Annotated in this window: 16 protein-coding genes; 6 read left to right on the top strand and 10 right to left on the bottom strand. The window is 69.0% G+C overall.

All coding sequences use genetic code 11. The annotated features are described in order from the left end of the window. Window positions 1–29 precede the first annotated feature (29 nt). Window positions 30–1,052, top strand: a complete 1,023-nt coding sequence (locus tag ACG00X_RS15460; protein ID WP_394489088.1) for a LysR family transcriptional regulator — start codon at window positions 30–32, stop codon at window positions 1,050–1,052. A 54-nt stretch (window positions 1,053–1,106) separates the two neighbouring features. Here ACG00X_RS15460 and ACG00X_RS15455 read toward each other — a convergent pair whose 3' ends face one another. The 3 genes from ACG00X_RS15455 to ACG00X_RS15445 form a co-directional block, all read right to left on the bottom strand. Further along, window positions 1,107–2,225: an NADH:flavin oxidoreductase/NADH oxidase gene (locus ACG00X_RS15455; protein WP_394489087.1), complete on the bottom strand. Its 1,119-nt coding sequence runs from the start codon at window positions 2,223–2,225 to the stop codon at window positions 1,107–1,109. A gap of 233 nt (window positions 2,226–2,458) precedes the next feature. Beyond that, window positions 2,459–2,974, bottom strand: a complete 516-nt coding sequence (locus ACG00X_RS15450; RefSeq protein ID WP_394489085.1) for an SRPBCC family protein — start codon at window positions 2,972–2,974, stop codon at window positions 2,459–2,461. A 241-nt stretch (window positions 2,975–3,215) separates the two neighbouring features. Beyond that, a complete protein-coding gene (locus ACG00X_RS15445) occupies window positions 3,216–4,727 on the bottom strand; it encodes an MFS transporter (protein WP_394489084.1) in 1,512 nt (503 codons plus the stop codon). A 221-nt stretch (window positions 4,728–4,948) separates the two neighbouring features. On the opposite strand from ACG00X_RS15445, the gene ACG00X_RS15440 reads away from it, so the two are divergent. Next, the gene (locus ACG00X_RS15440; protein ID WP_394489083.1) at window positions 4,949–7,234 is read left to right on the top strand and encodes a beta propeller repeat protein; all 2,286 of its coding nucleotides are present in this window, start codon (window positions 4,949–4,951) and stop codon (window positions 7,232–7,234) included. A 929-nt stretch (window positions 7,235–8,163) separates the two neighbouring features. Here ACG00X_RS15440 and ACG00X_RS15435 read toward each other — a convergent pair. The 4 genes from ACG00X_RS15435 to ACG00X_RS15420 all read right to left on the bottom strand — a co-directional run bounded on the left by ACG00X_RS15435 (window position 8,164) and on the right by ACG00X_RS15420 (window position 11,955). Further along, the gene (locus ACG00X_RS15435; RefSeq protein ID WP_394489082.1) at window positions 8,164–8,802 is read right to left on the bottom strand and encodes a hypothetical protein; all 639 of its coding nucleotides are present in this window, start codon (window positions 8,800–8,802) and stop codon (window positions 8,164–8,166) included. Between the two features lie 356 nt (window positions 8,803–9,158). Then, window positions 9,159–10,481 carry a Xaa-Pro dipeptidase gene (gene pepQ / locus ACG00X_RS15430; protein ID WP_394489081.1) on the bottom strand — a complete coding sequence of 441 codons (1,323 nt, stop codon included), beginning with the start codon at window positions 10,479–10,481 and terminating at the stop codon, window positions 9,159–9,161. A 15-nt stretch (window positions 10,482–10,496) separates the two neighbouring features. Further along, complete coding sequence (locus tag ACG00X_RS15425) at window positions 10,497–10,730, bottom strand: DUF1161 domain-containing protein (protein ID WP_394489080.1); 234 nt, start codon at window positions 10,728–10,730, stop codon at window positions 10,497–10,499. 655 nt (window positions 10,731–11,385) lie between these two features. Then, complete coding sequence (locus ACG00X_RS15420; RefSeq protein WP_394489079.1) at window positions 11,386–11,955, bottom strand: 5-formyltetrahydrofolate cyclo-ligase; 570 nt, start codon at window positions 11,953–11,955, stop codon at window positions 11,386–11,388. 101 nt (window positions 11,956–12,056) lie between these two features. On the opposite strand from ACG00X_RS15420, the gene ACG00X_RS15415 reads away from it, so the two are divergent. Then, window positions 12,057–13,184 carry a sterol desaturase family protein gene (locus ACG00X_RS15415; RefSeq protein WP_394489078.1) on the top strand — a complete coding sequence of 376 codons (1,128 nt, stop codon included), beginning with the start codon at window positions 12,057–12,059 and terminating at the stop codon, window positions 13,182–13,184. Window positions 13,185–13,191: 7 nt separating this feature from the next. Beyond that, window positions 13,192–13,629, top strand: coding sequence for a TfoX/Sxy family protein (locus tag ACG00X_RS15410; protein WP_394489077.1), 438 nt, complete (start codon window positions 13,192–13,194; stop codon window positions 13,627–13,629). Here ACG00X_RS15410 and ACG00X_RS15405 read toward each other — a convergent pair. Continuing rightward, complete coding sequence (locus ACG00X_RS15405) at window positions 13,564–13,875, bottom strand: DUF2917 domain-containing protein (protein ID WP_394489076.1); 312 nt, start codon at window positions 13,873–13,875, stop codon at window positions 13,564–13,566. The genes ACG00X_RS15410 and ACG00X_RS15405 overlap by 66 nt on opposite strands. 116 nt (window positions 13,876–13,991) lie before the next feature. Between ACG00X_RS15405 and ACG00X_RS15400 the strand changes: the two genes are divergently transcribed. Further along, a complete protein-coding gene (locus ACG00X_RS15400; protein ID WP_394489075.1) occupies window positions 13,992–14,945 on the top strand; it encodes a LysR substrate-binding domain-containing protein in 954 nt (317 codons plus the stop codon). 87 nt (window positions 14,946–15,032) lie between these two features. Here ACG00X_RS15400 and ACG00X_RS15395 read toward each other — a convergent pair whose 3' ends face one another. Both ACG00X_RS15395 and ACG00X_RS15390 read right to left on the bottom strand, forming a co-directional pair. Beyond that, window positions 15,033–16,718 carry a cation:proton antiporter domain-containing protein gene (locus tag ACG00X_RS15395; protein WP_394489074.1) on the bottom strand — a complete coding sequence of 562 codons (1,686 nt, stop codon included), beginning with the start codon at window positions 16,716–16,718 and terminating at the stop codon, window positions 15,033–15,035. A gap of 22 nt (window positions 16,719–16,740) precedes the next feature. Beyond that, entirely contained in the window at window positions 16,741–17,286 is a 546-nt protein-coding gene (locus ACG00X_RS15390) for a 5-formyltetrahydrofolate cyclo-ligase (RefSeq protein ID WP_394489073.1), read from the bottom strand. A 142-nt stretch (window positions 17,287–17,428) separates the two neighbouring features. Here ACG00X_RS15390 and ACG00X_RS15385 point away from each other — a divergent pair, with 142 nt between their 5' ends. Continuing rightward, window positions 17,429–19,411 carry a lytic transglycosylase domain-containing protein gene (locus ACG00X_RS15385; protein ID WP_394489072.1) on the top strand — a complete coding sequence of 661 codons (1,983 nt, stop codon included), beginning with the start codon at window positions 17,429–17,431 and terminating at the stop codon, window positions 19,409–19,411. The last annotated feature ends 5 nt before the right edge of the window (window positions 19,412–19,416 follow it).

Genomic DNA, 19,416 nt, shown 5'->3' with positions numbered 1-19,416 from the left:
TCTACTTGACGATGCCGCCCCGATCCGCCATGCCAAGACCTGCCGACAGCGCCCCAGCGATCGACCGAAGTGCCGAGTCGGCGGCCGATGACGCAAACCGGTCGCCGGCCGCTGCCCGGCGGCCTGCCGCGCTGCCCCGGCATCTCGACCTGAACCTGCTGCGCGCTTTCGAGGCCCTGATGCTGGAGCGCAACGTGACCCGCGCGGCCACCCGCATGGCGCTGAGCCAGCCCGCCGTCAGCGGCATGCTCAACCGGCTGCGTGCAGCATTCGACGACCCGTTGTTCATCCGCAGCCAGCGTGGCATCACGCCGACGCTCAAGGCGCAAGGGCTGGCCGAGCCCATCCATCGCATCCTGGCCGAGGCCGATCAGCTGTTGCTGCCGGACGAATTCACCCCCGCGACAGCCGCCTTCACCGTCACGGTGGCCGCCACGGACTACGCGCTGCGAGCGGTGGTCACGCCCTTCGTCGTCGCGCTGCGCGCGCAGGCGCCGGGCATCAAGGTGGCGGTGCGCCCGCTGGACGAGGCGACGGTGCTGGAGCGCATGGAACGTGGCGAGCTAGACCTCGCGCTGCTGACGCCGGAGAGCACGCCCCCCGAGCTGCACGCCCGGCGCCTGTTCGACGAGCGCTACGTCGCCGCGATGCGCGCCTCCCACCCCTGCGCCGCGCTGGCGGACTGGTCGCTGGATGACTTCTGCGCCCAGGACCACGGCATCGTGTCACTGCAGGGCGGCGGCTTCACCGGAGCGACAGATGCTGCGCTGGCGCTGGTGGGGCGCCAGCGCCGGGTCGTCATGTCCGTGCCCAGTTTCGTGATGCTGCTGGATCTGATCCGATCGACCGACCTCGTGGCGCTGGTGCCCGAGCGCCTGATCGACGACCCACAGGGGCTGTGCGTCAAGGCGCCACCGCTGCCGGTGGCCGGCTTCACGAAGCTGCTGGCCTGGCACGGCCGCACCCATGGCGATGCCGGCCACCGCTGGTTGCGGCAGCTGCTGGTCGACGCTTGCGCGCGCCCGGAGCCGGCCGGCCCGGCGCGGCGCTGACGGCCGACCGCGCTCGCACGCAGCGCCCCACGGTTGACGCCGCGCCTCGCCCGCTCACTGGGCCGAGGCACTGCCCGGGCCACGGTAGCGCGACAGCCAATGGGCATAAGGGGCGGGCAGCACCCAGTCCGGGCGGTCCACGCCCAGCGCATGGGCGAGCTCGCGCGGGTAATGCGGGTTGGCCAGATGAGCGCGCCCGATCATCACCAGGTCCATCTGTTCCTCGACGATGACGCGCTGGGCCGTCTGCGGGTCGTCCAGGCACCAGCTCGACGCCACCGGCAGGCCCGCCTCGCGCCGCACGCGCTCGGCGATCGGCGCCATGAAGCCGGGAGTGGCCCAGGGCACCGCCGTGTTGGGGATGACGAAGTTCATGCTGACGTTGAGCAGGTCCAGGCCGGCATCGCGCATGCGGCACACCGCCTCGATGGACTCCTGCAAGGTGGCTTCATCACGGCCATCGAACTCGATGACGCCGAACCGTGCCGTCAGCGGCAGGTGCTCGGGCCAGACGGCGCGCACGGCAGCCACCGTCTCGAGCAGGAAGCGGGCTCGGCCTTCGAAGTCGCCGCCGTACCCGTCGTCGCGCCGATTGCTGTGCGGCGAGAAGAAGCTCTGCGCCAGGTAGCCGTGGGCGAAATGCAGTTCGAGCCACTCAAAGCCCGCCGCCAGGGCCCGCCTCGCAGCAGCCACGAAATCCGCCTGCACACGGGCGATGTCCTCCAGGCTCATGGCCTGGGGCGTCCGGTTCAGCGTCTCGCCGAAGGCCAGGGCCGACGGCGCCAGCGGCGTCCAGCCGCGCGGGTCGGAAGCGGGGATGTGGTCATCACCCTCCCAGGGGCGGTTGGCACTGGCCTTGCGGCCGGCGTGACCGATCTGGATGCCCGGCACGGCGCCACCGGCCTTGATGCCGGCCGCCACGCGCTGCAGGCTGGCGGCCTGCGCGTCATTCCAGAGACCCAGGCAGGCCGGCGTGATGCGGCCTTCGGGCGACACGCCGGTCGCCTCGACGATCACCAGCCCCGCACCGCCGCGCGCCAGCGCCGCGTAATGAACCTGGTGCCAGTCATTGGCCACGCCGTCGACGGCGCTGTACTGGCACATGGGCGGGATGGCGATGCGATTGCGCAGCGTCGTGCTCTTGAGCGTGAACGATGAAAAGAGAGAAGACATGCAAACGTCGAGATTCGAGATGAAGGATGGATACGCGGGCGCGCATGCGGCGCCCGGCGCTCATTGGCCGCGCAGGGCCTGCAGAGTCAGACGCGCCGCCGCCTCCGAGGAGGCAGGGTTCCGCCCGGTCACCAGTTGCCCGTCGCGCAACGCAAAGGGCTGAAAGTCCGGCCCCTTCTCGTAGCGGGCCCCCAGCTCGCGCAGCCGACTCTCTTGAAGACCGAACCCATCGCTCAGCTCCCCTTGGCCTGCCGCGTTGCGGCCACGAGCCCGTCCAGCCAGTCCTGGTGGCCGTTGATCATGGGGTTGGGCTTGGCGCGCGCCAGTTCGGCCGCCGGCCGACCTTGCTGCGTCTCCTGCGTGAAGATGCGCACGCGGCCACCGGACAAGTCCTCGACCAGCCACGCGTGATGCACGTCCAGCCGGTCATCGGCGCCGGGCTCGCCGGCCCAGCCATGCCATGCCACGCGGCCGGGCTGGCCGTCGGCGGGAGGCACGAATTCGTTGCACTGCGCCTCGACCGGGAAGCCGAAGGTCTCGAAGTAGAAGCGATCGCCCGCCGCCAGCACCGGCCCGCCACCGTGGAAGCGGACATTGGCCGAATTCGCGTAATACGTAGGCCAGTGCGACGGCGTTGCCAGGAACGGCCACACCTCGGCGGCCGTCAGGCCGGCCACGATGACCTCGTTGGAGCAGAAGTTGTCGGTGAAGCCCGGGACGTAGCCCTCGGGCCAATGGATGGCGTGCATGGTCGTGAAACGGCTTTGTTGAAAGTGCCGTCATGATCACGAGGCGCCACTTATTCGTCCAATCGCGAGTTGAAATCGTCGCCATCAGCAACGCTGATAAACAACCCACCTCGCCGGCGCCGACATGGGCATCGGCACTCGCCCGCCGTATCAGCCCCGGTGCGAGCGAAGCGCAAGTCCGACCGTGCGTCCCATGAGTCGCCCTGCGCGCCGTGCTACGCCCCCCGCCCGGATCGGGAGGTCAAGCCTGAACCGGCTGGCCGCTGTCCTTCAACGCCAGCTTGTTGTTGCCCCAGCACTGCTCATAGGCCCAGCCCGTCAGCTCCTCGGCCACGGCGCGGGCCTCGGCCGGGGCGTCGGCGATGCGGCCGCCCGCCTTGATGCGGGCGATCTCGGCCAGCAGGATCGCGTGGTTCTTGCGGTCCAGCTTCATCTGCGTCGTGTAGTAGATGCCGCCCAGGCCCAGGCCGATGACGCCCAGCGTGAAGATGCCGATGATGGCGTCGATCGCCGAGGCCGGCTGTGTGGCCTGGCCCGAGGCGAAGCCGAACTCGCCCAGCAACCAGCCCATCGCGAACACGATGACCGAGCGGGTGATCTTGCCGGCGAAGGTCATCGCGCCGGCGTAGATGCCTTCGCGGCGGCGGCCGGTCAGCACCTCGTCGACGTCGGCCAGGAAGGTGTAGACCGTCCAGGGGATGTAGTAGACGCCGCCGGTGCCCAGGCCGAACACGGCCGTGATGGCGAACAGCGCGATGGCCGTCGTCTGCTTGGACCAACCCAGGTAGTACAGCGCCGTGTAGGCCAGCACGCTGCCGCAGACCACCAGCAGCGCGATGCGGTAAGGCCGCGCGAAACCGAACTTGATGCAGATGCCGATGAACAGCATCGTCGAGATCAACTGCATCACCGAGCTGAAGCTGTTGAGGTAGCCGACGACCGACTTGTCCTGCCCCATCACGAACACGATGAAGTACGTGAAGATGGACGCGAACAGCCACTCCGCGCCGAACCCGAGCAGATACATGCCCAGGTGCTTGCGGAAGATCTTCAGGTGGAAGGTGGACAGCATGTCCGCGCCCAGCTTTTTGAGCGCCTGCAGCAGGCTGCCCGCGCGCTCCTGAGCCACCTCGTGCGGCGCCCGCTCCCAGGACGACAGGTACAGCGCCGTCATGGCCGCGCACATGATGACGGCGTAGATGATGCCCATCAGCAGGAAGGGCGTCGGCGAGTCCTTGCTGTAGACCAGGAACAGCTGGGCCGGGATGAACGCCGCCAGGAAATTGGCCGCCTTGCCGAACATGGCCTTGGAGCCCGTCAGCTTGGAGCGCACGGCGAAGTCCGTCGTCATCTCGGTCGCGAGCGTCTCGTACGGCACCATGATGGACGTGTAGACCAGCTCGAACAGCGCGTACATGCCGAGGTAGTACCAGAACCCGAAGCCCTCGATCCACATCAGCGGGTACAGCAGCACCAGCGGAATGCCCAGCAGGATGAAGAAGCGCCGCCGCCCGAACCGCCGCCCCAGCCGCGTGTTGTAGAAGTTGTCGCTGATGTACCCCATGACGGGGTTGCTGATGGCGTCCAGGATGCTGGCCACCGAGAAGATCGCGCTCGCCTCGACGATGGTCAGCCCGCAGAACGTCGTATAGAAGTACAGCAGCCAGGCCCCCGCGATGGCCAGGGCACCGCTGCCCAACAGGTTCGCACTGCCGTAGCTCAGCGTGTGCTTCAAAGAAATCGCTCTGCTCATGCTGCCTCTTGCATAAATGGAATCTCGTTCCATTTTTTGTGGTATTTGGTTTTGAGTATGCCACCTCCATCGCCGCGCCGACCTGCGGGGAACCCCGACCCGGCGGCCGTCGCCACCGCGAGCCGAGGGCGCTGGCGCAGGTGTTTTTTCAGTGGCCGATATTTGTTCGAGGAGCGAACAAATTACGATCCCATCTCCGAGAACAAGACCCCGTTGGAGACATGAACCCACTCAAGCCCCTGTTGGGCGCGCTGCTCGGCGCCCAGATCGCGCTCGCCGGCACGCCGGCATCAACCGACCAGCCCTACCGCTGGCGCCCCGTGGCCATCGTCGGCGGCGGCTTCGTCAGCGGCATCGCCTTCCAGCCCGCCGTGCCAGGCCTGGCCTATGCCCGCACCGACATGGGCGGCGCCTACCGCCGCGACAGCGCCACCGGCCCCTGGCAGCCGCTGCTCGACGGGCTGCCGCTGAAGGACGTGAACCTGATGGGCGTCGAAAGCCTGGCCGTCGACGCGAACGACCCTGACGCTCTCTACCTCGCCTGCGGCACCTACACCAATCCGCTGGTGCCCAACGGCGCCGTGCTGCGCTCGCACGACCGCGGCCGCACGTTCCAGCGCACCGAGCTGCCGTTCAAACTGGGCGGCAATGAGGGCGGGCGCGGCAACGGCGAGCGCCTGGCCGTGGACCCCAACGACGGCCGCGTGCTCTACCTCGGCAGCCGCCTGGCCGGCCTGTGGCGCAGCACCGACAGCGCACGCAGCTTCCAGCGTGTCGACGCCTTTCCCGACAGCGCCTGGCAGCGCCACGAGTCCGACGGCCCACCGCCCAGTTGGGGCGGCAGCGACGGCAAGGCGACGATCAACTTCGTGCTGTTCGACCCGAGCAGCGGCACGCGCGGCCAGCCCAGCCGCACGATCTACGCCGGTGTGTCCGTCGTCGGCCGGCCGGGGCTGTGGGTCAGCCGCGACGCCGGCGCCAGCTGGCAGCCGGTGCCCGGCGGCCCGGCGCAGCACCGCCCCATGCGCGCGGCGCTCGCCAGCGACGGCCGGCTCTACATCGCGTACGCCAGTGACCCCGGCCCGCACCGCATGAAGGACGGATCGGTGTGGCGGCACGACCCACGCACGCAGACATGGGCCGACATCACGCCCGAGCGCCCCAGCGCCGCCCAACCCTTCGGTTACGCCACGATCACCGTGGACCCCACTCATCCGCAGCGCCTGCTCGCCAGCACCGCCGGCCGTGCCAAGGGTGACGAGCTGTTCCGCAGCACCGACGGCGGCACGACGTGGCAATCCCTGTTCGCCACCGCCCGGTTCGACGCCGCCGCCGCGCCCTATGTGGCCGACACCCATCTGCACTGGCTCTACGACGTCAAGATCAATCCCGCCAATCCCGACCACGCGCTCTTCACCACCGGCTACGGCGGCTGGGAGACGCTGGACCTGACCGCCGCCGACAAAGGCCAGCCCACGCACTGGCGCGTCATGGCCGGCGGCATCGAGGAGACCGTGGCCCTCGCGCTGCACAGCCCGACCCAAGGCGTGCCGCTGGTGACGGCCATCGGCGACTACTCCGGCTTCGTGCACACCGACCTCGACAAACCGGCGCCAGGCAACCCCAAGCCGCCCTTCTTCGGCAACACGCACGACGTGACCGGCGCGGAGCGGGCGCCCGAGGTCATCGTGCGCATCGGCCACGCCCGCGACGGCGGCAAGAACCTCGGCTACTCGCTGGACGGCGGCAAGATCTGGCGCGAGCCCAAGACCGTGCCGGCCGGCGCGACCACCGGCGACGGCTTCATCGCCGTGTCCGCCGACGGCAAGGCCTGGGTGTGGACACCCAAGGGTGCCCTGCCCCACGTCACGCACGACCGCGGTGACACGTGGACGGCTGTGCAAGGCCTGCCCGTCGGCACCCGCGTCATCGCCGACCGCGTGAACCCGCAGCGCTTCCACGCAATGGCGCTGTTCGACGACCAGCTCTTCACGAGCAACGACCGTGGCCTCACGTTCACGAGCCGGCCGCTCGCGTTGCCGGACGGCCCGGTCCTGCGCGCCGCCGCTGGCGGCCACAACCGCAGCGACCGCGGCGACGACCGCGGCGGGCAGGACCGCCTCTACGCCACGCCGGGTCGCGAGGGCGATCTCTGGGTCGCGGCCTTCCACGGCCTGTACCGGGCCGGCGACGGCAAGGCCTTCAAGCAGCAGCCTGGCGTCGACGAGATCCACGCCTTCGGCTTCGGCCGCGCGGCGCAGGGTGCGAAGGAACCCGCCCTCTACCTCGTCGGCACCGTGTCAGGCCGCTACGGCCTGTTCCGCTCCACCGACGCCGCGAAGACCTGGCAGCGCATCAACGACGACGCCCACCAGTGGGGCCTGATCCTGCAAGTCAACGGCGACCCCAAGGTCTTCGGCCGCGTTTACGTGGGCACGCACGGGCGGGGAGTGCTGTACGGTGATCCACAGGCCCGGGCTGGGGCCGGCAACGCTGCGCGGCCTTGAGGGGCGCGCTGTTGAGGAGGTCTTGGCGACGGTCGGCTTGACCCGTTGCATCGCGCCGGGATTTCGCCCCGGCGGGCGACCTACTTTCTTGTGTCGACAAGAATGTAGGCAAAGAAACGCCCCCGGACCGCACCGCCGCCCGCTGCGCGAGCGGTTCCCTGCGCTGCTCAGGCCTTGCGGGCCCGTGCGGAACTCCCTCCGCTTCGCTCCGGTCAGACAGCCGCACGGAGTCAGTTCACGAAGTGCGCTTCGCGCACGCCCTCAAGGCCTTGCCCTGCTCGGCGGTGCCGAAGGGGGCAAGACGAATACCTCGCGGCAGCCGGCTTCGGCGTTTGGCTGTTGCGGGGTTCCCCTTTGGAGGAGCCGAGAAGCGCAGGAGCCCGAGGCGCGAGCGAAGCTCGCTTCGTGAACTGACTCCGCGCAACTGTCTGACCGAAGTGAGCGCAGCGAACGCAGGGAGTTTTGCGCGGGCCTCGGGTTCCGACGCAGTGAGGCAGGGCCGAGCGCAGCACCTGCGTGCTGCGCGACGCCTGCCGAACGCCGTGCCGCATGCAAGCGGCACGGCACGCAGGGGACCCCTTCGCGCAGCGAAGGGGCGACGGAACAGGGGCGCTTTCTTTGCCTACTTTCTTGCGCGTGCAAGAAAGTAGGTCGGCCGCCGGGACGAAATCCCGGCTGGGACTCACGGGGAGACCAGCCGCCACCAATGCGGCCCGCAACCAGCGCGTAGACACATAGCGTGGGTCAGTCGAAGCCCGACGCACGGTGCCGGACCGCTGGGGTTCACGATGTCGGCGTGCAATGCCAGCTACCGACCCGAAGCAGAAGTACGCCTGGGCCAAGGGAGCCGCCGCGAACCGGATGTTCAACGTTTGACATGAACGGTGGATTGACGACGCAGTCGGCAAGACATCCGCTCGATGGAATGGTTATATTGCTGCTGCATAAACGAACCCAGCCACAAGAAACGCAAGAAAGGCGAGGGCTTGACCTGCCGCAAAGTACCCCTGCCAGTTCAGGCTATTAATGAGGATGATGTGGCCGACCTGCGGATTCCCCGCATGTTTCTTCAACTGACGCTTTGCCAGCCACGTAGCCCACCAAGGCAGCGGCTTATAGAACTCCGAAAGCACGCGATCAATACGAATCCCAGTCTGAAGATCTATTCCCCAGAACTTCGCGCCTTGCCGGATCTTTTCCTCCTCCACCTCGTAGCGTGCAAGGTGCTCTGCAAAAGTCTTTCTGACTGCCTCGCCCGTCTCTTTCCCGATATGAGCCCGCAGACCTATCAGCTTTGAGAGAAGGCCAAACAAGCACGAGAGGCAAAGCAGAGCGCCACACCAAGAAAAGCCTCTCGCTCCGAGTAGCGGAAGAACCTTGTCTGAGTTAGCTATGAGAAATGAGGCAACCGCTGCGGCCCCGACCAGCAGCCATGTCGAAAATTCTTCCAGTGGTTTCGACGCCTTGCTTGCGGCTTCGAACATTGACGAGACGATCGCGTTCTCGGTGTTCTCCCTGGCAAGCCGGTTCCACTCCCGCAACGGCTCTGTTCGTGGGTCGTGAGTCATAGCAATCTAACTATTGGTTTATCCGGCAGCCCGTGCCGCAGAACTCCGCCGCCTGCTGCTTAACTAGGCTCGCATGATTCGCCATAAAGCGTTGTTGCGCATGGGAAATTTGTCCAGCGGACAGGGTGTGGACGGTCATTAAATTGAAGTGAAAAGCGGCGTGGACCGGCGCGACTTTGCCAGCCGCTCGGACCGCGCGCAATGGAGGTAGCAGCCCCGTCGTGACATGGCCACCGATTCCGTGTGGGGCACCGGGTTGACCTCCGCATACCAGTCGTCTGCGGACGACCGCTCCTGGCCGAATCCAGCCACCAAAGCTGCCCGGTTCGCGTCACCGCCCCGACGAGCAGAGCGCATCAATCGCCGGTGGCCGCGAACGCATCCCGCGTCAGGTTCTCCGGCGCCTCGCCGCCCGCGCGGCAGGCCACGTCGTCCTCGATGCGGATGCCGCCATAACGTGACAGTCGATCGACGGTGGCCCAGTCCACATGGCCGGCGTTCTTCGACGCGCGCAGCTCGCGCAGCAGCATCGGGATGAAGTACAGCCCCGGCTCGATGGTGACCACCATGCCGGCCTGCAGCGGGCGCGTCAGGCGCAGGTAGCGGTGGCCGGCGGGCTTGGTCGCCACGCCGCCCGTCTCGCTGGCCATGAAGCCGCCCACATCATGCACCTGCAGGCCCAACAGGTGGCCGATGCCGTGCGGGAAGAAGGGCTTGGTAACGCCCTCTTCCACCATGGCCTCTTCGCTCATCTTGACGATGCCGGCGTTGCGCAGCAGGCGTGCCGTGCGGCGGTGGGCGCTGAGGTGGATGTCGCGATAGTCCACGCCTTCGCGCACCTCATCGACGAGGCCCAGTTGCTCAACCTCCATCGCCGCGATCAGCGCGGCGAACTCGTCGTGGCCCGGCGCACTCCAGGTGCGCGTGATGTCGCTGGCATAACCGTTCACCTGAGCACCAGCATCGATGAGGAAGCTGCGCGACTCGGCCGGCGGGCGCTCGTCCTGGTACTGGTAGTGCAGCACGGCCGCGTGCTCGTTGAGGCCGATGATGTTGGTGTAGGGCAGGTCGCGGTCGGTGTGGCCGCTGGCGACGAGGTAGGCGCGGTGGATGGCCGCCTCGCTGCCGCCGGCGAGAAAGGCCTGGTGCGCGGCCCGGTGCGCGGGCACGGCGCGGCGCTGGGCGGCGCGCATCTGCGCCAGCTCGTAGGGCGTCTTCACGCCGCGCGCCCAGTGCAACAAGTTCAGCAGCGGCTCGGGGTTGTTGGGGGTGAGGCCTGGCAGTGCCGCATCCGCCTCGCCGACGATGGCCGTGCGCGGCGTGACGAGATCGGCCAGCGCCTGGGCGGCGTCCTCGGGCTCGCGGATGACGACCAGCTCGACGGCGTCCACCCACTCGCCGCTGGGCGCGCTGGGCGGCACATGCCAGTAGTCATCGGGCTGGAAGTAGACGACGCGCGGCTTCTTGCCGGGCCGCACGGCGATCCAGGAATTCGGATGGCTGGTCAGCGGCAGCCAGTGCTTGAAGTGCGGGTTGGGCTGGAACAGGTACGGCCGGTCATCGAGGAAGGCGAACTTCTCGATGCCGGACGCGATCAGCAGCGCATCGAAGCCGGCGCGCTCCAGCGCGGCTTCGGCCTGGCGCTGCAGCGTGTTGAGGTGGTCAAGATAAAGGCTCATGCGCCGCTCCAGGGATCACTTGCGTACGTAGGTCAGCTTCTTCGCGCCGGCTTCGCAGCTGCCGATGACCTTGGCGTCACCGACCTTGTCGCTGTCGACGATGGCGATTTCGTAATCCTTGACACCTTTTTCGTCGAGCTTGGCGGCGATCTCGGCCTTCAGCTCTTCACAGGGCTTGGTCTGGGCCTGGGCAGCCTGGGTCAGCAGCAGCGCGGCGGTCGTAAGGGTCAACAGGGCGGGCTTGAACATGGTGAGTCCGTGAGTGGTGATGAGACGTTCGGATTGTGAGGCAGGCCGCTTGTCTTTGTTGCCTATGCGAAGAGCCTTGCGACTCCTCGCAGTGCCGCGGGAATCCGCCCCGCGAGGGCGGGTAACTTTTCTCTGCCACGCCAGAGAAAAGTCACCAAAAGAGAGGCGCCAACGCAATCCGCACTCGAGCAGGGTGCCGCGCTCGCAAGCTCGAAGCGAGACATGCCCGCAACGCGAGCCGCTGCGCTCTCGCCCACCACTTGTGCCGGGCACCACGGCTCGGACCTTCATGCCGCTTAACGCGCGGCTGCACGCCGGCGCTGGGCAGCCTGAAGACCTAACAGCCGCGCCGCCCGGGCGGCGCTGCATTCGGCTGTTTTGGTGAGCACGGCGTGCAGCCGCGCGTCGGACGGCGAGCTGGCGCGATGGCTGGTGTTCGTCACAAGTCAGACGCGAGAGCGCAGCGGCTCGCATGGGGGCGGTGGCTTGGGCTGTTGCACGCCGCGCCACGGCCGTTTGGTGCTCGTGTGCGGTTCAGCGCCTCTTCTTTGGTGACTTTCTTCTGGCAAGACAGAAGAAAGTTACCCGCCCGCCGGGGCGGACTCCCGGCAATGCACCGCGCAGCCGCGATGTCGGCCAAGGCAAGCCGCAACCATCACCCTTCCCGATCCCACACCACCCCCTCCTCCGTCAACATCGCATCCAGCGGCACATCCAGCGCGCTGGGCTTGAGCAACGGCAGGAAGCCATGCGCATACCCGATGCCCACCGCCACCGGGCGCGGCGACATCTCGGCCAGCGTCTTGTCCATGAAGCCACCGCCGTAGCCCAGCCGCAACCCGCAGGGGCCGAAGCCCAGGCAGGGCACCAGCATCAGCTGGGGCTGGAATTCCTCGGTGCCCTTGGGCTTGGGGATGTGGAAAGCGTCTTCCTCCATCGGGCAGCCGGGGTACCAGACGTGAAAACGCAGCGTGCCATGCACCTTGTCCACGACCGGCAGGCCGATGCGGCGCTCCGGGTGATCCTCGCTCCAGCGGTACAGCGCGGGCAGCGGGTCGAACTCGCCCTTGATGGGCCAGTAGGCGCCGATGGTGGTCTCGCGGCGGCGCAGCAGCCAGACCCGCAGCACCTCCTGCAGGTCGCCGGCCAGCGCCAGGCGGTTGGGCAACGCCAGACGTTGCTCGATGAGCTTGTGCCGGATGGCGGAGCGGTCATTGGCGTCCAAGGTGGGTGCTTCCTCGCGGGCCGGTGAATGCAGCCATTGTGGGCCACTCGGCGGCCTCGGTAGAGTCGCGCCTCGAAGCAGTCCCCAGGGAAAGACGACACATGTTGAACCGGATCAACCAACTCAGCGAATCCAGCGGCGAACTCAGGCCGGGCAAGGGGCTCATCAGCGGCGTCATCGCATTCACCCTGGCCATCCTGTGTTTCCTGGGCGTGCTGGCCTTCCACTTTCCGCAGTACCTGACGACACCTCAGCTGCGCCAGTCCTACGACGTGGAGGTCATCCGGCGCCTGCTGTACTGGAGCCTGGTCATCTCGGGCGCGCTGGCGCTGTTCAACATCGTGTTCAGCCGCGCGCGCTGGCTGGCGCTGTGGACCTTCGTGCTGCTGGGCCTGGCGCTGGCGCTGGGTGGCCACAAGGTGGAGGTGGACCCGAACTTCCCCGACCACACGCCCTACATCGGCTTGGACTGGTTCATCCTCGACCTGCTGGGCTCCACGCTGATCTTCGTCTTCATCGAGAAGCTGTTCGCGCTGCGCCGCGACCAGCCGGTGTTCCGCCCCGAGTGGCAGACCGACTTCCACCACTTCATCGTCAACCACCTGGCCGTGGGCTTCGTGCTGCTGGCCACCAACCTGCTGGTGCACAAGCTGTTCGGCTGGGCAGCCAAGGACGGCATCCGCGCCTGGGTGCAAGACCTGCCCTTCGGCGTGGCCCTGTTCCTCATCATCCTGGTGGCCGACCTGGTGCAGTACTGGACGCACCGGGCCTATCACGAGGTGCCCACGCTGTGGCGGCTGCACGCCGTGCACCACAGCGTGAAGAGCATGGACTGGCTGGCCGGCTCGCGGCAGCACATCCTGGAGCTCATCATCACGCGCACGCTGGTGCTGGCACCGATCTTCGTGCTGGGCTTCAGCAAGGAAGTCATCGACACCTACATCGTCATCGTCGGCTTCCAGGCCGTGTTCAACCACGCCAACGTCAGCGTGCGGCTGGGCCCGCTGCGCTACGTCATCGTGACGCCCAACTTCCACCACTGGCACCACTCGCAGGACAAGGAGGCGCTGGACAAGAACTACGCGGCTCATTTCGCGTTTCTCGACCACCTGTTCGGCACCGCCGTGCAGTCGGAGCGCAAGTGGCCGGAGCAGTACGGCGTGCTGGGCGACTACGTGCCCGACGGCTTCGTGAAGCAGCTGCACTTCCCCTTTACCTGGAAGGGTTGAGGCCGCCATGGACGCCTTCACCGAACTCTGCGTGGAGATGCTGTCGCCGCTGGGCCCCGTGCGAACGCGGGCGATGTTCGGCGCCCAGGGGCTCTACGTGGACGGCTTGTTCATGGCCATCGTCGATGACGGCCAGCTGTTCCTGAAGGCCGACGACTCGACGCGAGAGCGCTTCGTCGCCGCCGGCTGCGCGCCGTTCACCTACCCGACCAAGGACGGTGAGCGCACGGTGATGAGCTACTTCCGCCCGCCGGAAGAAGCGCTGGAATCGCCGCCGCTGATGCTGCCCTGGGCGCGGTTGGCGCTGGAGGCCGCGCTGCGGGCGGCCAATGCCAAGGTCAAGAACTCAGGCCCGGCCGTCGCGAAGCGGGCGGTCAAATCAACGGCCAACAAGCCCGCCGCCAAACAGCCGGCCGCCAAAAAGACCACGGCCCGGCGCGGCTGAGCCGGGCGGCACCAGCAGCTCGAACTCCGCTGCCGGCCAGCCTTCCAGCACGGCCGTCTGCCCCGGCGCCAGCGCCACGGCGTCACCGGCGGCCAGCCAGCAGTCCTCGGCCGGGCGGTCGGCGGTGCCGGACAAAGTCAGCCACACCCGGCCACGCTGCACGGCCAGGCGGCGGGCTTCTGCGGCGCCGGCCAGCGTCAGCGCCCGGCCGCCGGCCAGATGCCATACCGATTGCGCATCGCTCATGATGTCTCTCCTGCGTTGATATCAGGGATTCTGCTGAGAAGCCCCAAGGCGGTCCAATGAATGCGCCGCAGCGATTGATACGATCCGCGCATCAATCGCGCCCGCCCGCCACGCGCATGTCCGACCATCCCGTCCCCCGGCAACGCCCGCTGTCCATCGGCCCGTTGCGCGCCTTCGAGGCCGTCGCCCGGCTGCTGTCGTTCCGCGCGGCGGCCGAGGAGTTGAGCCTCACGCAGTCGGCCATCAGCCGGCAGATCCAGGCGCTGGAAGAGGAGATCGGCTGCACGCTGTTCCTGCGCGGCACACGCAAGGTGGAGCTGTCCGGCGAAGGCGCCGTGCTGCTGCCCACGGCCGTGTCGGTGCTGTCCAAGCTGGACCAGACGGTGCGCCAGATCCGCCGCACCCGCGGCCGGCGCATCGTCAACGTGACGACGTTCGCCTCCTTCGCATCGCTGTGGCTGATCCCGCGGCTGGAAGCCTTCCAGCGCGCCAACGAAGACATCGACATCCGCGTCTCCGCCTACGACCGCCGCGTGGACCTGGAGGACGGCGAGATCGACCTCGCGCTGCGCTACGACGACCGACCCTCCGTGCCGCCGGATGCCGTGCAGTTGTTCGAGGAGCTGCTGTCACCCACCGTCAGCCCCTGGTATCTGCAGAAGCCGCCCGCGCCGCTGAAGAAGCCCGCCGACCTCGCCCGCCACGCGCTGGCCGAGGAGGACGACGCCCGACCCAGCGCCGAGTACCTGGGCTGGCGCCGCTGGCTGACCGCCCAGGGCGAACCCGACCTGCAGCCGCGCCGCTGGCTCTACCTGAACTTCACCTACCAGCAGGTACAGACCGCGCTGACCGGCCAGGGCGTTGCGCTGGCGCGGCTGCCGCTGGTGCACGAGCAGCTGCAACGGGGTGAACTGGTCGAGCCCTTCGGCAAGGCCGGCCGCCTGGGCAGCCCGTTCAGCTACTGGCTCATCGTCGGCCCCAACGCGGCACGGCGGCCCGAGGTGCAGCAGTTCGCCGACTGGGTGAAGGAGCAGGCGGCGATCACGCGGGATCAGTTGGCGGGGGTGTAGAGGCTCGCCTCAGCGGAACGATCCGGCACGGCGCTCCAGCGCCTTGGCATGGGTTGAGCCATCCCCGGCGGGCACCCGCCACGCCCCTCAGTGAGACGCCACCACCGCCCGCGGCTCGGCGACCACCCTCGCCAGCGCCTGCGCCAGCGCCCGCTGCGAGCGCAGCACATGGCTCACGCCGGCCTCGCCCAGCCACTGCTCTTCCTCGTCGGTGTGCGCCAGCACGGCGCAGCGCAGTTCCGGGTTGAGCTGGCGGGCCAGCGCCAGCAGGGCGGGCACACCGCGCACGTCGGCCAGCGCCACCACCAACCAGGCGGCCTGGGCGATGTGGGCCTGCACCAGCGTCATGGCCTCGGCGGCGTCGCCCAGCACGGCGGCCTGGCCGGCGCCGCGCAATTGCTCCACCACGTCACGGTCGCGGTCGATGACCACCAGCGGCCGGTCGCCCAGCAACTCGTGCAGCGCCGTGCCCAGCGTGCCGTGGCCCACCAGCACGATCTGCCCCGACAGCGCCGTGCTGGGCGTGTCGGCCGGCAATTCGGCCAGCGGATCGTCGCGCGCCTCCAGCTTGCGCGCCCAGGCCGAGCGCTTCAGCACCCAGTGGCGCAGCGGCTCCACGCCCGCGAAAAGCAGCGGGTTCACCGCGATGGAGACGATGGCACCGGCCACGACCAGGCTGGTCGCCTGCGCGGGCACGAGGTGCAGGCTCTGCCCCAGGCCCAGCAGGATGAAGCTGAACTCGCCGATCTGCGCCAGGCTCACGGCCACCGTCAACGCCGTGGACAGCGGGTACTTCAACAGCAGCACGAGCACGCCGGCCGCAAAGGTCTTGCCGACCAGGATGACGGCCACGGTCGCCAGCACGGCCAGCGGCTGCTCGATCAGCACCTTGGGATCGAACAACATGCCCACGGCGACGAAGAACAGCACCGCGAACGCGTCACGCAGCGGCAGGCTTTCGTGCGCGGCGCGCTCGCTGAAGGCCGATTCGCGTAGCACCAGGCCGGCGAAGAACGCGCCCAACGCCACGCTCACGCCGAACAGCGCCGCCGCGCCCACCGCCAGGCCCACGGCCGCGGCCACGGTGGCCAGCGTGAACAGCTCGCGCGAGCCGGTACGGTTGACCTGCCACAGCAGCCACGGCAGCAGGCGCCGCCCGGCGATCAGCATGACGGCCACGAAGGCCGCGACGGCCAGCAAGGTCGTGACGACGGTGACGGCCAGGCTGCTGCCGCCCGCCCCCTCGCCCTGCCCGCCCAACACCGGGATCAGCACCAGCGCCAGCACCATGGCCAGGTCCTCGACGACCAGCCAGCCCACGGCGATGCGGCCGTTGCCCGTGTGCAGCAGCTCGCGTGACTCCAGCGCGCGCAGCAGCACCACCGTGCTGGCCACCGACAGCGCCAGGCCGAAGATCAGCGAGGCCCCCAGGTCCCACCCCCACCAGAAGTGCGCCAGGCCGGCGCCCATGGCGGTGGCCGCCACCATCTGCACCAGCGCACCAGGCAGCGCGATGCCCTTCACCGACATCAGGTCGCCCACGGAGAAGTGCAGGCCCACGCCGAACATCAGCAGCATGACGCCCACCTCCGACAGCTGCTGCGCCAGGTGCACGTCGCCGACGAAGCCGGGCGTGTACGGCCCGATCAGCACCCCCGCCAGCAGATAGCCCACCAGGGCCGGTAAGCGCGCCCACTGGGCCAGCAGCCCGAGCACGAGTGCGAGGCCGAAGGCCGCAGCCAACGTGGAGATCAGGGTCATGCCGTCGTGCATCGTGCGGGGGTCCTTTCAGGCTTCAGTCGGGGGTGATGAGCTCGCGCTCGGTGAGGATGACCGTCAGGGCGCGGTCATGCGCCTCGACGGGAAATGACGCCTCGGCCGCAGACCACGCCAGGCCGACGGTCGTCACGCCGGGATGGGCGGCCAGCCAGCGATCGAAATAGCCGCCGCCGTAGCCGAGCCTAAAGCCTTCGCGCGTGAAGCCGACGCAGGGCACCAGCACGACATCGGGCACGGCAACCGCGCCGCTGCTGGCCGCGATGCCGCATTCGTCCTGCACGGTCGGCACGCTGCCGTCCCAGCGGCGAAACAGCATCTCCGCCGGGTCGCGCCTGGCGAACGGCAGCGCACGGGGCCAGGGCTGAACGCCGACATCGAACTCACCCGGCAGCGGCCAGTAGACGCCCAGCAGCTCGGGCTCCAGCTGCGCCAGCAGCGGCGCCAGCGCTTCGCGCACGGCGTGCTGCGCCGCCTGGAACACCGCCGTGTCGGCAAAGGCGCGCCGCGCGGCCAGCAGGCTGCGGCGAAGGTCGGCTCGGTCGGAAAGGGCGGCTGCGGTCATGGGCGCGCTGACGTGGAATTGCGCGTATTGGAACCCATCGTGAAAACCCCAAGCCTCGGGCCCGGTGGGTTAAATTGAACCGATGGCAAGCGCAGTGAACGGCAAGCAAGGCAGCAGGGGTGGGTACATGTGGAGGGCCGCAGTGGCGCTCGCGATGGTCGTGTCGCTGAGCGCGGATGCGGCCCCCCCGCCCGCCCCGGTCGACGGCGAGCTCGCGGTGCAGGCCCGCGACGCCTGGGTCAAGCGTGACCGCAAGCGCCTCGCGGCCCTCGTCGACACCGCCCGCGCGCAGAGCCACCCGCTGGCGGGTTGGGTCGAGTATTACGAGCTGAACGCGCGGCTGCTGGAGGTGCGCCAGCCCGAGATGGACGCCTTCTACGCCCGTTTCCCCGGCAGCTATGTCGAGGACCGGCTGCGCAACGACTGGCTGCTGGAGCTGGGCCGCCGCCGCGACTGGGCGGGCTTTCGCCGCGACCACGCGAGCTACCAGATGCGCGACGACCGCGAGGTGGCCTGCTATGCGCTGCTGGCCGAGCACCTGTCGGGCAACCGCGTCGGCGTGGAGACCGCGCGCGACGCCTGGATGGCGCAGAAGGATGGCGACGACGGCTGCAACTGGCTGGCCACCACCTTCGTCGAGGCCGGCCTCTTCAAGCCCGAGCTGCTGTGGGCCAAGGCCCGCCAGGCCGTCGAGCAGGCCCGCCCCCGCGCCGCCAAGCAGGCCGTGGCGCTGCTCTCCAGCAAGCTGCTGGACCAGCGCCTGGCCGAGCTGCAGGACAACGCCGGCCGCTACCTCACCCGCAAGGCCCGCTCGGCCCCGCGCCAGGAAGCCGAGCTGACGGCGCTGGCGCTGGCCCGCGTGGCCGCTGCCGACCCGAGCCAGGCCGGCGATGTCATGCAGGAGAAATGGCCGCAGCTGCCCCGCGACCTGCAGGCCTGGGTGTGGATGCAGATCGGCCGGCAGGCCGCGCTGCGGCTGCAGGACGACGCGCTGCCCGCGTTCGAGCGCGCCCGCAAGCTCGCACCGGAACTGCCATGGAGCGACGACACCCTCGCCTGGACGGCGCGGGCCGCGTTGCGCGCCAAGCAGCCGGCGGTGGCCTTGCGCGCCATCGAGCAGATGAGTGCCGCCGAACAACGCGAGCCCGGCTGGGTGTACTGGCGAGCCCGCGCCACGCGCATGCAGGGCGACGCCGCCGCCGCGCGCGCCCAGCTCGCCGCACTGGCCACCGCCACGCCGGGCGCAGCGCTGAGCTACTTCGGCCGGCTCGCCGCCGAGGACCTGGCGCTGCCCACCCCGCTGCCCGCCGCTCCCGCGCCACTGACGGCCGACGAGCGCCGCGCCGCGCGCAACCACCCGGGCCTGGCGCGGGCACTGCTGGCCATGAGCGCAGGCCTGCGCAGCGAAGGCGTGCGCGAGTGGAACTTCTCGCTGCGCGGCATGAGCGACCGCCAGTTGCTGGCCGCTGCGCAAGAGGCCTGCGACCGCGAGGTCTGGGACCGCTGCATCAACACCAGCGAGCGCACCAAGGCCGAGATCGACATCACCCAGCGCTACCCGCTGCCGCACAAGGCCGAGCTGCTGCGTGAGGCCCAGGCCGCCGCGCTGGACCCGGCCTACGTCTACGGACTGATCCGCCAGGAATCGCGCTTCGTGCTGGACGCGCGCTCGCATGTGGGCGCGGCCGGCCTCATGCAGGTCATGCCGGCCACGGCCAAGTGGACGGCCAAGAAGGTCGGCATCGACTACAACGCCGCGCTGATGCACGACCGCGACTTCAACCTGCGCATCGGCACCAGCTACCTCAAGCTGGTGCTGGACCGCTTCGAAGGCGCGCAGGCGCTGGCCGCAGCGGCCTACAACGCCGGCCCCGGCCGGCCCGCCCGCTGGCGCGACGGCCCGGTGCTCGAGTCCGCCATCTGGGCCGAGAACATCCCGTTCAACGAGACGCGCGACTACGTGCGCAAGGTGCTGCTGGGCGGCGCCGTCTACGCCCAGATCCTGGGCCTGCCGGCCACCAAGCTGCGTGAACGCCTGGGCGCCAGCATCGGCCCGGCCGGTGCCCGCGATGCCGACGTCAGCGACGTGCCGCCGGCAGCGGCAGCGGCGGGATCGGGCTCGTGATTCGC

Origin of the sequence: Pelomonas nitida (genome assembly GCF_043555975.1) — a bacterium.
Lineage (GTDB): Bacteria > Pseudomonadota > Gammaproteobacteria > Burkholderiales > Burkholderiaceae_C > Pelomonas > Pelomonas nitida.
This window is presented reverse-complemented; position numbering and strand designations above follow the sequence as displayed.